General features: G+C 77.4%; 10 protein-coding genes. 8 read left to right on the forward strand and 2 right to left on the reverse strand.

Features of this window, described 5'->3' with window-relative positions; all coding sequences use genetic code 11:
- The 8 genes from ABZZ38_RS24825 to ABZZ38_RS24860 form a co-directional block, all read left to right on the forward strand.
- Positions 1–646: ABC transporter ATP-binding protein (locus ABZZ38_RS24825; RefSeq protein WP_356743712.1), on the forward strand; the 646-nt coding region annotated here is incomplete at its 5' end.
- A 61-nt stretch (positions 647–707) separates the two neighbouring features.
- The gene (gene amiA, locus ABZZ38_RS24830; RefSeq protein WP_356743715.1) at positions 708–842 is read left to right on the forward strand and encodes a streptamidine family RiPP; all 135 of its coding nucleotides are present in this window, start codon (positions 708–710) and stop codon (positions 840–842) included.
- A gap of 109 nt (positions 843–951) precedes the next feature.
- The gene (locus ABZZ38_RS24835) at positions 952–1,965 is read left to right on the forward strand and encodes a hypothetical protein (RefSeq protein WP_356743717.1); all 1,014 of its coding nucleotides are present in this window, start codon (positions 952–954) and stop codon (positions 1,963–1,965) included.
- Entirely contained in the window at positions 1,962–3,353 is a 1,392-nt protein-coding gene (locus ABZZ38_RS24840; protein ID WP_356743719.1) for a CocE/NonD family hydrolase, read from the forward strand. Before ABZZ38_RS24835 ends, ABZZ38_RS24840 begins: the two co-directional genes overlap by 4 nt.
- Positions 3,350–4,705, forward strand: a complete 1,356-nt coding sequence (locus tag ABZZ38_RS24845) for a YcaO-like family protein (protein ID WP_356743721.1) — start codon at positions 3,350–3,352, stop codon at positions 4,703–4,705. Before ABZZ38_RS24840 ends, ABZZ38_RS24845 begins: the two co-directional genes overlap by 4 nt.
- Before the next feature lie 8 nt (positions 4,706–4,713).
- On the forward strand, positions 4,714–6,045 hold the full coding sequence (locus tag ABZZ38_RS24850) for a hypothetical protein (RefSeq protein ID WP_356743723.1): 1,332 nt from the start codon (positions 4,714–4,716) through the stop codon (positions 6,043–6,045).
- The gene (locus tag ABZZ38_RS24855; protein ID WP_356743725.1) at positions 6,042–7,772 is read left to right on the forward strand and encodes an ABC transporter ATP-binding protein; all 1,731 of its coding nucleotides are present in this window, start codon (positions 6,042–6,044) and stop codon (positions 7,770–7,772) included. The genes ABZZ38_RS24850 and ABZZ38_RS24855 overlap by 4 nt, the downstream gene beginning before the upstream one ends.
- The gene (locus tag ABZZ38_RS24860; protein WP_356743727.1) at positions 7,769–9,526 is read left to right on the forward strand and encodes an ABC transporter ATP-binding protein; all 1,758 of its coding nucleotides are present in this window, start codon (positions 7,769–7,771) and stop codon (positions 9,524–9,526) included. Before ABZZ38_RS24855 ends, ABZZ38_RS24860 begins: the two co-directional genes overlap by 4 nt.
- 67 nt (positions 9,527–9,593) lie before the next feature.
- On the opposite strand, the gene ABZZ38_RS24865 is transcribed toward ABZZ38_RS24860, so the two are convergent.
- Together ABZZ38_RS24865 and ABZZ38_RS24870 are read right to left on the reverse strand one after the other, a co-directional pair.
- A complete protein-coding gene (locus ABZZ38_RS24865; protein ID WP_356743729.1) occupies positions 9,594–10,424 on the reverse strand; it encodes a pentapeptide repeat-containing protein in 831 nt (276 codons plus the stop codon).
- A gap of 109 nt (positions 10,425–10,533) precedes the next feature.
- The gene (locus ABZZ38_RS24870; RefSeq protein WP_356743731.1) at positions 10,534–12,270 is read right to left on the reverse strand and encodes a PucR family transcriptional regulator ligand-binding domain-containing protein; all 1,737 of its coding nucleotides are present in this window, start codon (positions 12,268–12,270) and stop codon (positions 10,534–10,536) included.
- Between the last annotated feature and the right edge of the window lie 92 nt (positions 12,271–12,362).

Below are 12,362 nucleotides of genomic sequence, written 5' to 3' on the forward strand. Positions count from 1 at the left end.
GGTCGTGCTCGACGGCGACGACCTGGGGCGGCTGTCGCGCCGCGCCGCCGCCCGCCGGGTCGCCCTGCTGCACCAGCAGGCCCCCGCCGTACCCGGCATGACGGTTCGCCAGCTGGTACGGCAGGGGCGGTACGCCGCGCGCGGGCCGCTCGGCATGCTGCGCGACGGGGACGACGCGGTGTGCGCCCGCGCGATGGCCGACGTCGGCGTGACGGAGTGGGCGGACCGGCCGGTGGACGCGCTGTCGGGCGGTGAGCGGCAGCGGGTGCGGCTGGCCATGGCGCTGGCCCAGGACACGCGCGTCCTGCTGCTCGACGAGCCGACGACGTACCTGGACCTGCGCCACCAACTGGAGGTCATGCAGACCGTGGTGCGGCTGCGCGAGGAGCGGGGGCTCACCGTCGTGATGGTGCTGCACGACCTGGGGCACGCGGCGCGGTTCGCGGACCGGATCGTCGCCCTGCGCGACGGCCGGGTGGCGGCGGACGGCCCGCCCGCCGAGGTCGTCACCCCCGCCCTCCTCGCGGACGTGCTGGGCGTGGCCGGGCGCGTGGGGCGGGATCCGGAGGGCGGGTGGCCCGTGTGTTACCCGGATCACCCTCTTCCTTCGCCCCAAGTCTTGAAAAATGAAAATCATATTCATTAGTGTCTGTGGTGCGTCGCCGGTCCGGCGGCGCGGTCACCCGTATGGAACGGAGGCTCAATTCATGGAGCACACCAAGGTGTTCACGCCGATCGCCGAGCAGGGCCAGCTCGCCCACCTGTCGGCGACCCACTCCAACGCCCTCGTCGAGAACCCCTTCGACGACGCGGTCGAGGCCGACGCGGACACCGAGAAGTAAGTCCCGCGCCATCCCGAACAGCGGGCCCGCCCGGATCGCCTTCCCGGGCGGGCCCGTCCCGTCCCCCTACCGCCCCTTCCCCGCTCCCGTCCCCTCTTGGAGGAACCTCGTGGCCACCGCGCGGCTCGCCCCCGGCACCGTCCTCGTCACCGTCCCCGGCCGGGGCCTCGCCGTCCGTACGCCCGACGGAACGTTCCTCCGGGTGGACACCGGAGCGGTCGACGCGCAGGCGCTGGTGGACCATCTGACGACGGGTCGGCCGGACGTCCCCGGACTCGGGCCCCTCGTGACGGCGTTCGAGGACGCGGGCTACGCGCGCCGCGCCGACGACACGCCGCCCCCGCTCCACGGACGCACCGTGGTCGTGCTCGGGGACCCCGAGCTGACAGGGCCGCTCACGCGGTGCGTCCGGGACGCGGGGGCCACCGTCCGCACCGACCTCGCGGAGATCGACACCCCGGCCCCCGGCGCCCCGGTCTCCGGTACGGGTGCCCCGGCCTGCGGCGCCGACACCCCCGTCTCCGGCCACGATCTGGCCTCCGGGACAAGAACTCCGGTGCCGGGGACAGGAACTCCGGTCCCCGGCGCCGGCACTCCGGTCTCCCGCGCCGGCGCCCCGGTCCCCGGCCGCACGCCGGTCTCCGGCGCCCCGGCCCTCGGCGCCGGCATCGGTGCCCCGGGCCGTACCGCCGTCGTGTGGTGCCTCGACCGGCCGGGCGACGCGGCCCTCTGGCAGGAGGCCGACCGGCTCCCCGCCCGGGGCATCGCCTGGTTGCGCTGCCACCGCGAAGGGGCCCACGCCTGGCTGGAGCCCCTCGCCTGCGCGCCCGGCGACGTCACCTCCGCGCACGTACGGCTCCGCAGGCTCGCCGCCACCCCCGCGCACCGCGAACTCGCCGCCTACTGGGCCGGCCACCGCACCCCCGACCGCACGCCCGCCCACACCGAGGCGTCCGCCGCCCTCACCGCCGCCCTGCTCACCGGCGACCTCATCGCCTGGGCGAACGGCGCGCCCCTGTCCGTACGGCGCCGGCTGCGCCGGATCGACCTGCGCGACCTCACCGTCACCGAACACCCCGTCCTGCCCGTGCCGGACGTCGCCCCGCTGGACGCGCCGCGATGACCACGACCGTCCGCATCGACGGCCTCGCGACCGACGTCTGCCTCCCGCCCACCCCCGCCACCCACCCCGCGGTCGTCATCCGCACGCCGTACGACCGCCGCCACCACCGCGCCGAACTGCGCGGCTGGGCCGCCCGGGGGTTCGCCGCGCTCGCGCAGGACGTCCGCGGCCGGCACGGCTCCCCGGGCGACTGGCAGCCCTACGGCGACCACGAGAAGAAGGACGGGGAGACGACCCTGCACTGGCTGCGCGCCCAGCCGTGGAGCAACGGACAGGTCGTCACCGCGGGCGCCTCGTACGCCGCGTACTGCGCCCTGGCCGTCGCGGACCTTGCCGACGCGGTGATCGCGGCCGTACCCGCGCTCGGCCTCGCCGAGACGGCCCGCGAGAGGACCGGCCCCGAACGGCTCCAGGCGCGCGCGGGCTGGTGGTCCACCCACGGCGCGTCCGGGGACCCCGCGCCCCTCGACCACCTCCCCGTCACCGGGATCCTGGACCACCCCTCCTGGCGCGCCCTCTGGCGCGCCCGGCGCCGCGACCTGCCGGCCGCGGAGATCCCGCTGCTCGCCGTCGGCGGCACCCGCGATCCGTTCGCCGGCGACACCGTCGAGCTCTGGCGCCACTGGCCCGGCCCCGCGCGCCTGCTGCTCGGTCCCTGGGGCCACCGCCTCACCGCCGAACCCGCCCCCGAAGCCCGTCCCGCCCACCGCGTCGACCTCGGCGCCCTTTACACCGGCTGGGCCCGCGCCGCCCTCGCCGGCACCCTCGCGGGCCGCACCGGGGCCGTGGCGCTCGGCGGCAGCGACCACTGGTGCCCCGCCGGCCACACCACGCTGCCCACCCGGCACACGTTCGGCACCGGCACCGGTCCGCGCCTGGTCCGGGGAGCGGCGTTCGTCGCCCACCCCGACCACCCCGTGCGCTCCGACGACCTGAACGTCTCCGAGCGCGGCGTCCCGGACCGCTGCCTCCTGGTGACGCCACCCCTCGCGCGCCCCCTCGACCTGCTCGGCCCCGCCGAAGCCCGCCTCGACGCCACCGCCGACGCCCCGTCCGCCGACTGGGCCGTGCGGCTCGTCGCCCTCGACCCGGCCGGCCGGGCCGACCCGCTCACCACCGGCATCGTGCGCCGCACCCGCCCCGGCCCGTTCACCGTCCCCCTGGGACACCTCGCCCGGCGCCTGCCCGCCGGCACGCGCGTCCGTCTGGAAGTGGCCGGCCACCACTTCCCCGCGCACGCCCGCAACCCGCACACCGGCGAGGACCCGGTGACCGCCACGCGCCTGGAGCCCTCGCACCGCACCGTACGCATGCGGGGCAGCGCCCTCTGCCTCCCCGTCGTCCGGGGTGTCCCGCACATCGACCCCGTACAGGAGATACAGACGTGAACCTCGAAGCGCTGGTGGACCCGGTCTGCGGGCTGATACGGGGCGTCGAACCCGTACCGCACCCCACCGGAGCCCCCTCCCGCTACACCGCCATGACCGCCGACGTCTCCGACGCCCGCCGCTTCGGCGCCTGGCCCGCCGACCGGGTCTCCCTCGGCACCACCTTCGGCGACCCCGAAGGCGCCCGGATCGCGGCCATCGCCGAGGCCGTCGAGCGCTACTGCGGCAACCGGCTGCCCCCGCCCGGCCACCCCGACGAGCCGCGCCGCGCCACCGCCGCCGAACTCGCCGCCGAGGGGCTGCGCTTGTACGGCCCCGGCGACCTGCCCGCCTACGCCCCCTGGCAGTACGAGCGGGCGGGTTTCCCCTACCGGCCGCTCACCCCCGACACCCCCGCACTGTGGGCGCGCGCGACCGAGGACGGCGAGGAGTGCTGGGCCCCCGTCGCCCTCACCCACCTCAACTGGCGTCAGGGGGCCCACCGTTCACTGCCGCGCACCCACCACCTCAACTACGCGGGCATCGCCACCGGCCAGGGCTTCGACGACGCCGTCGAGCGGGCGCTGCTGGAGGTGGTCGAGCGCGACGCCCTCGAACTGTGGTGGCACCTCGACGGCCCCACGCGCGGCATCGACCCGGCGAGCGTTCCCGGCCTCCTGGACGACCTCACCGACTCCGCCCTGGACGTGTGGATCGTCGAGATGCCCTCCGCGCTCGCCCCCTGCATGGCCGCGCTCGTCCACGACCCGGCACGCGGCATCCACGCCGCCGGGTTCGCCTGCCGCTTCGACCCGGCGGAGGCGGCCCGCAAGGCGGTCCTGGAAGCGGTCCACACCTGGGTCTTCACCCAGGGCGCCACCGAGGCCGACGGCTGGGTCTTCCGGGCCATCGAGGCGGGCATGCTGGCGCGCGGCCTCTACCTCGACCACCGTCCCGACCGCCGCTACCTCGACGACTGCGGCGAGGACTTCCGAGCCGTACGCGACCTGGGGGCCCACGTCCAGGTGTGGCTGGACCCCCGCATGGCCGCCTACGCCCGGCGCTTCACCGACCCGGCCCTCGGCACCGTCGCGGTCACCGACATCACCCCCGCCACCCGAGCCTCACTCGACACGGGCCTCGCCGAAGGCGGCCACCGGGTCATCACCCTGGACCTGACCACCGAGGACATCGCCGAGACACCCCTGCGCGTCGCCCGCGTCCTCGTCTCCGGCCTCGTCCCCAACCAGCCCGCCGCCTTCGCCTACCTCGGCTGCCCCCGGTTCGCCGAAGCCGCCCTCAGCCGGCACTGGCGCACCAAGGCACCCGGCGGACCGGCGGACTTCACCCTCGCCCCGCCGCCCCACATGTGAACCGCGCCATGACACCCTCCCTGACACCGCCCCTGACACCGTCCCTGCGCACCGCGCTGGCGCGCGCCCGCTCCGCGGAGCCCCCGGGCCCCGACTTCCCGGCCGGCCGCCAGGTCACCCCCTGGCCGGGCGAGCCGCTCCCCGTACCGCCCTGCCTCGACCGCCTCCTGCGCCTGTCACTGGCCGGCGGCCGGCTGCGCCCCGCGGCTTCAGCGGGCGCCCTGCACCCCGTCAACGCCCATGTCCTCCTGGGCCCGGGTTCCGCCCTCCCGCCCGGCCGGTACGCGTACGACCCCGTACGCCACCGGCTGCGCCGGCGAGGGGCCGCACCCGCGGACGCGCCGCGCGGGGCGATCACCGTCCTGACCGTCACCGCGCGGCGCACCGTCTCGCACTACGGCCACCGGGGCTGGCCGCTGCTGCTCCTCGACACCGGCCACGCGGCCGCCGCCCTCGCCCTCGCGGGCGCGCCCGAGTGGTGCCCGGACGCGGACGGCGCGCTGCTCGCCGCGGCGGCCGGCCTCCCGGCCGACCGGCACGACTGGCACGGCGCCGAACCGGAACACGCCCTGGCGGCCGTCCGCCTGACGCCCGGGCCGGCCGATGCCCTCGCCGCCTGGGCCGCGTACGCACCCACCCCGCCCCCGCCTCCGACACCGCACCCGCCACCTCCCGCCCTTGAGGAGACCTGGCACCTCCTGGCCGCCCTGACCGGCCCGACCGGCCCCACCCGGGCCGCCGACCCCGTGCCGGGGGCTGCCGGGGCCTGGCAGCCGACGCGCGCCCCCGCGGTCCCGGCCGCCGTCCTCCTCGCCCGCCGCAGCGCGACCCCGCCCTTCCGGGGCGTACCGGAAGACACGGTCCTCCAGACGCTCCTCACCACCGCGCGGACAACGGGCGCCCCCGCCTGGTCCCTGGCGGTGGCACCCCACCCGTCGGAAGGGGCACCGCCCGCAGCGGGACCGCGCGGGGCCGCCCCCGCCGGATCCACCGGCCCCCGGGAGCCGTGTCCGCAGGAGCCGTGTCGGCAGGGGCCGCGTCCGGAGGGGCCCCGCACCACCCCCGCCGGACTCGCCGGCCGGGCCGCGCGGCAGGCCTGGCCGACCGAGGCCGGCGCCCTCCTGCTGGCCCACGGCTGCCCCGACGACGCGCCACCCGACCGGATCCGCCGCGACCACCTGCTCGCCGGGTACGGCGTCGGCCTCGCCCAAGCCGTGGCCACCGCCCTGGGCCTCGCCTCACGCCCCGTCGGCTCCTGGCAGGACGGGCCGCACGGCCCCGCCCACATCGTCCACGCCCTCGCCCTGGGCCTCCGCACAGAAGGGACCGACCGGTCATGATGCTCCACCCGGAGCTGCTGCGCGCCGCCCGGATCGCGCGCCGCCCGCTGCTCGGGGCCACCGCTCTGCTCGCGGCCGTGGCCGTCACCCACCTCGCCCAGGCGGTGCTGCTCGCACTCGCCCTCGCCCGCATCGCGCGCGGTGACACGGCGGGACTGCCGGCCCTGCTGGGCGCCGTCCTCGCCGCCGTCGCCGTCCGCGCCGCACTGACTCACCGTCAGCGCACGCTCGCGGCCCACGCCGGCGCCCGCGTCCGCACCGGTCTGCGCGACGCGCTCCTCGCCCGCCTCGGCACCGTGGGCCCCCTGCGCGGCAGCGACGCCCGCGCCGGAGCCGTACGCGCCACACTCGTCGACGGTGTCGAGGGCGTCGACGCGTACGTCTCCCGCTACCTCCCCCAAGCCCTGATCACCTGCGCGCTGCCGCCCGTCCTCCTCGCCGTCATCGCCTTCGCCGAGTCCCGCGCCCTTCTCGCGCTCGCCCCCGCGCTCCTCCTCGCGCTCCTCGCACCCCGCTGGTGGGACAGGCTGCTCGCCCGGCGCGGCCAGGAGCACTGGGAGTCGTACGAGGCGCTCGCGGCCGACTACCTGGAAGCGCTCCAGGGCATGCCGACGCTCCGGGCCACCGGAGCGGTGTCCCGCGTCCGGACCCGGCTGGAGGCGCGCTCCGCGGCCCTGCACCGGGCGACCGTCGCCAAGCTGCGGGTCTCGCTCGTCGACACGGGCATCACCGATCTCGCCGTCCAGGGCGGCACCGTCGCCGCCGCGCTGGTCGCGTGCGCGTCGGCCGCGTCCGGCCGGACCGCCGCCACCGGCACCTACCTGGTCCTGATGCTGGCGTCGGAGTGCTTCCGCCCCATCCGCGACCTGTCCCGCGAATGGCACGCGGGCTACCTCGGCGTCTCGGCGGCCGACGGCATCACCGCGCTGCGCACCGCGCCCCCCGCCGTCCCGGACACCGGCACCGCCCAGCCGCCCGCCCACCCGCCCCGCATCCGCTTCGAGAACGTGCGCTTCACCTACCCCGACGCCGCCCACCCCGCCCTGCGCGGCGTGTCCTTCACCGCCGAAGCGGGCCGCACGACCGCCGTCGTCGGGCCCTCGGGCGCCGGCAAGTCCACCCTGCTGGCGCTCCTCCTGCGCCAGTGGGACCCGGACGGCGGCCGGGTGACCCTCGACGGAACCGACCACACCGCGTACGCCCTCGACGCGCTGCGGCGCGGCATCGCGGTCGTGTCGCAGGACACGTACCTCTTCCACGCCTCCGTCGCCGACAACCTCCGCCTCGCGCGCCCCGACGCCTCCGACGAGGAGCTGTACGCCGCCGCGCGGGCGGCCGGCGTCCACGACGAGCTCATGGGCCTGCCCGACGGCTACGCCACGCAGGTCGGCGAGCGGGGCGCGACGCTCTCCGGCGGCCAGCGCCAACGCCTCGCGCTGGCCCGGGCGCTGCTCGCCGACGCGCCCGTCCTCGTCCTGGACGAGGCGACGAGCGCCGTCGACGAGCGCCGCGAGGCCCGCATCGGCCGCGCCCTGCTGCGCGCCGCGCGCGGCCGTACCTGTCTGGTGGTCGCCCACCGGCTCGCGTCCGTGCGGGACGCGGACCGGATCGTCGTGCTGGACGGCGGCCGGGTCGACGCGACCGGCACCCACACCAGCCTGCTGGCCCAGCGCGGCCTGTACGCGCGGCTGGTCGCCGCCGGCCGCACCCACGAGGAGGCAGCGTGACCACCGCTACGACCAGCACCACCGCCGGCGCCACCGTCACCGGCCGGGAACGCGGCGCCCTGCGCGCCCTGCTGCCGGTCCTCGCGGCGCACAAGGCGATGACGGTACGGACGTTCGCCGCCGCCCTCGTCGACCAGGCGGCGCTCGTCGCGCTGGTGACGCTCGCCGCGCACACGGTCGGCACCGCGGTCGTGGACCGCGCCGCCCCCGGCGCCGGCACGGTCGCCGCCCTGATCGGGCTCGTCCTGCTCCGCTCGGTCGCCACCTGGCGGGAGATGGACCTGTCGCACGACCTGGCGTACCGGGTCCTGGCCGAGCTGCGGGTACGGGTCTTCGACGGGCTCGCCCGCAGCGCGCCCGCGCGGATCGCCGGCCGCCGCAGCGGTGACCTCGCGGCGGCGGCGCTGGGCGACGTGGAGGCGCTGGAGTTCTTCTACGCGCACGCCCTCGCGCAACTCGCCGCCTCGGTCACCGTCTTCGCGGGCGGCACGGTGGCCCTCGCGGTCGTCGACCCGTCGCTCCTGGCCGCCGTCCTCCCCGCCGCGGGGCTGCTGATGCTCGCCCCGCTGCTGGACGGCCGGGGCCGGGCGGCACGCGGTGCCCGCACCCGCCGGGCCGCCGCCGACCTGTCCGCCGAGGCCGTGGAGACGGTCGACGGCCTGCGCGAACTCCTCGCGTTCGACGCCCTGGACCGGCGCAGGGCGCGGCTGCGGGAGCACGGCGAGCGGCTGGGCGCCGCGCAGCGCGCCGAGCACACCTGGGAGGCGGGCGCGTCCGCGGTCCGCGACCTGCTCGTGGTCGCCGCGGTCGTCGGGGTCGTCGCCCTGGTCGCCGCGGCGCCCACCGGGGCGTGGGCGCCGGCCGCGATGGCTCTCGCGCTCGGGGTCCTCGCGCCGGTCGCCGACTCGGCCGCGGCGCTCGGCCAGGCGGGCGGCCTGCGCGCCGCGGCGGCCCGGGTCGGCGCCGCCGTCCGGGCCCGCGCCGGGGCGCCCGCGCCCGCGACCCCGCGCCCGGCGCCGGCCGGCCCGCTGGGGATACGGTTGCGGGGGGTGCGTTTCGACTACGGCGCCGCGCCGGTCCTCGACGGCGTCGACCTCACCGTGCGCGCGGGGGAGACCGTCGCGCTCGTCGGGGCGTCGGGCGCGGGCAAGTCCACCTGCGCGCATCTCCTGGCCCGCTTCTGGGACCCGACGGACGGCACGGTGGAACTGGTGGGTTCGTACGGCGACCCCGTCGACGTACGCGAGCTGGCGGAGGACGAGCTGCGCCGTACGATCGCGGTCGTCGGCCAGGACGCGCCGCTCTTCCACGGCACCCTGGCGGACAACCTGCGCCTCGCCCGCCCCGGCGCCGGCGACGAGGAGCTGTACGCCGCCGCCCGGCTCTGCGGCGTCGACCGGATCGCCGACGCCCTGCCCGACGGCTACGCCACCCGGGTCGGTGAGCGGGGCGCGACCCTCTCCGGCGGCCAGCGTTCCCGCGTCGCGCTGGCCCGCGCGCTGCTCTCCCGCCCCCGGGTCCTGGTCCTCGACGAGACGACGGCCCACCTGGACACCGAGGGCGACGCGGAGGTCTCGGCCGCGCTGTCGGCGGCGTCCCGGGGGCGTACGACGGTGGTCATCGCCCACCGCCCGGCGACGGTCCGCCGGGCCGACCGGATCGCCGTCCTGGAGGGCGGCCGGATCGTGGAGGAGGGCACCTGGGACGAACTGGCCGGCCGAGAGGGCGCGTTCACCCGCGTGCTGACCCGCTGACGCCCCATGGACGCGGGACGGTCCCCGTGAGCCCCGCGCCGGGCGGCGCCTCCGCCGTCCCGGCCGGCTAACACTCCCAGTGGGCCGGGCGGGTGAGCGTCCCGGGCAGCACCGTGCGGGCGTCGCCGCGCGCCGCGTCGATCTGCGGCTGGGTGAGGAACAGAGCGCCGGTGAGGTCCGCGCCCGCGAGCCGCGCGTCGCGGAGGTCCGCGCCGAGGAGGTCGGCCCGGCGCAGGTCGGCGCCGGTGAGGTCGGCCGCGATGAGGTACGCCCCGCGCAGGGTGGCGCCCCGCAGGTCGGCGCCCTTGAGGCGCGCGCCCATGAGGTCGGCGCCGCGGCGGTCCTTCTTCCGGCCGTTCGCGCCGGGGACCTCGGCGCGGGCGAGCGCGCTGGTGCGCAGCAGCAGGTCACCGACGGTCCGGCGGTGGGCCGGGACGTCGAGGACGGCGAGCTCGTCGGGGGAGAGGAGGGTGAGGCGTTCGGTCTCGTCGAGGAGGCGGCGTGTCTCGCCGCGCAGGTCGCGGGCGGACGGGAGCGTCAGCGCCTCGGTGAGGTACCAGAGCAGCTCGTGGAGGTGGCGGACGACGGGGAAGGCCGCGAACATCCGCCGGGCCGTGCCGGGATCCCGCCGCCAGTCCCGGCCGCCGAAGGTGACCTGGGAGACCTTCTGGCCGGCGCCGAAGCAGTCGTACACCGTGCACCCGGAGAACCCCCGGTCCCGCAGGCGGGTGTGGATGCCGCAGCGGGAGTCCTCGCGCAGATTCGTACAGGGGGTGCCGGCGGGCTTGTCGACGGCGAAGTCCGCCGACGCGGAGAAGGGCAGGGCGACGCAGCACAGGCCGAAGCAGTTCGCGCAGTCACCGCGCAGGGCGTCGCGCGTGTCCTCGTGTCCGGACATCAGGTGGGGCTTCCAGCCTTCCGGGTTCGAAGTGCTCCCGGTCGAAGGGACGGGGAGAAGTGGAGAGGGGAGAGGGCGTGCGGTGAGGTGAGGCGGGGATGGGGGGCCGTCAGGACATGCGCAGGGCGAGGAAGAAGTCCAGCTTGTCCTCCAGGCGCGACAGGTCACGCCCCGTCAGCTGCTCGATGCGCCCCACGCGGTACCGCAGCGTGTTCACGTGCAGGTGCAGCCGGGTCGCACACCGCGTCCAGGACCCGTCGGAGTCCAGGAACGCCTCCAGCGTCGGGATGAGCTCCGCGCGGTGGCGCCGGTCGTAGTCCCGCAGCGGGTCCAGCAGCCGCGCCGTGAACGCCCGCCGCACGTCGTCCGGCACGAACGGCAGCAGCAGCACGTGGGACGCCAGCTCGTGGTGCCCCGCCGCGCAGACCCGCCCGGGCCGCGCCGCCGCCACCCGCCGCGCGTGCCGCGCCTCCTCCAGCGCACCGCGCAGCCCCTCGGCGGAGTGCACGGCGGCGCTCACGCCCAGCGTGAGACGCCCGTCGTCCGCGAGCCCGGCCGACAGCGGTGCCCGCACGCTTGCCAGCAGGGCGTCCGCGTGCAGACCGGGCCCGCCGGTGCCCGCCGGGCCCGCCTCCTCGTCGGCGCCGTCCTCCGGGGCGGTGCCGTCGGGCACCACGGGCAGCGGCACCAGCGCGATCGCCTCGTCACCGGTGTGCGCCACCGCGATCCGGTCGGCCGAGTCGGGGCCGACCGTCGCGGGGTCGACCAGGATCTCCTCCAGCAGCGACTGGGCGACCTGCCCGGGGTCCGCGCCCGGCGCGCCCTTGCCGCCCCCGGCCGCGCCTTCCTCGCCCCACTCGACCCGGGCCACCACGACCTGCCAGTGCGGCGCCGTCCCGAGGCCCGGCAGCAGCACGGGCGCGGCCACCCGCAGGCGCGCGGCGATCTCCGCCGGGGCGGCGCCCGTCTGGACGAGCTCCAGGACCTCCTGGGCGAGCCGTCGCCGTACCGTCCGCGCCGCGTCCCGCCGGTCGCGCTCGACGGCGATCAGCTGGGTGACGCCCTGGAGGAGGTCCAGGCGGGCGGCCGGCCAGTCGCTCGCGTCCGCCTCGACGGCCAGCAGCCAGTCGGAGAGCACGGTCTCGCGGACGTCCCGCGACGCGGGCGTGGCGCCGCGCCCGGTGTTCCGGATCGGGAAGAGCGAGTACGTCGCGCCGCCGGTCACCGCGCGGTGCGGCCCGCGCCGCCCGGTGCGGGTCGCGGCCAGGTGCTCACCCGCGAGCGTGGCGCTCACCTCGGCGGGCAGCGGGGCGCCGGCGCCCGCGATCTGCCGCCCGGTCGGCGAGAGCACCCAGGCGCGAAGGTCCAGGTCGGAGCCGAGGAGGTCCAGGACGACCTCGGGTCCGCCGCCGGCGGGGCCGGAGGTCATCAGCCTTCTGTGGCGATCGACGACAGCCGCGAGGTCTCCGGCCCGCTCGCCCGACACCTGTCGAACAACATGCTCCGTAATGGTTGCGAAAGCAACGGATTCGTTTACTGCGAACAGGGGGAGGCGGTGGCGCAAACAGGCCTGGACCAGATCGTCCGGGATGGCCCCGAGCTCGGCCTCGCCGGCCGCCAGCCCCGCGACGCCGGCCGCCGACAGGATCCGGACGAACGGCTCGGAGTCGGCGGCGTCACGCCGCCAGGCCAGCCCGGTGAGCACCAGTTCTCCGCCGGACAGGTAGCGGCTGGGGTCGCGGAGGTCCGTCGTCATCACGCCGCGGACCGTGCGGTCGAGTTCGTCCTCGCCGCCGAGCAGCCGCAGCCCCAGCGCGTCGGTTTCCAGCAGTGCGCGCAGCCGCATCTCGTCGCCGCCGATCTCTTTCGTGGGTGTCTGGTTGTGGCCGGTGACCCGTGGCCACCGTTTCCGGGGGGAAACGGAGAGGTTACCGATGC

This window comes from Streptomyces sp. NPDC006368 (assembly GCF_040612535.1).
GTDB lineage: Bacteria > Actinomycetota > Actinomycetes > Streptomycetales > Streptomycetaceae > Streptomyces.

Bases quoted from the DNA above. Each gene is read 5' to 3' on its own strand.
- amiA (WP_356743715.1), top strand. From the start codon at position 708: ATGGAGCACACCAAGGTGTTCACGCCGATCGCCGAGCAGGGCCAGCTC.
- ABZZ38_RS24850 (WP_356743723.1), top strand. From the start codon at position 4,714: ATGACACCCTCCCTGACACCGCCCCTGACACCGTCCCTGCGCACCGCG.
- ABZZ38_RS24855 (WP_356743725.1), top strand. From the start codon at position 6,042: ATGATGCTCCACCCGGAGCTGCTGCGCGCCGCCCGGATCGCGCGCCGC.
- ABZZ38_RS24870 (WP_356743731.1), bottom strand. From the start codon at position 12,270: ATGCGGCTGCGCGCACTGCTGGAAACCGACGCGCTGGGGCTGCGGCTG.
- ABZZ38_RS24865 (WP_356743729.1), bottom strand. From the start codon at position 10,424: ATGTCCGGACACGAGGACACGCGCGACGCCCTGCGCGGTGACTGCGCG.
- ABZZ38_RS24840 (WP_356743719.1), top strand. From the start codon at position 1,962: ATGACCACGACCGTCCGCATCGACGGCCTCGCGACCGACGTCTGCCTC.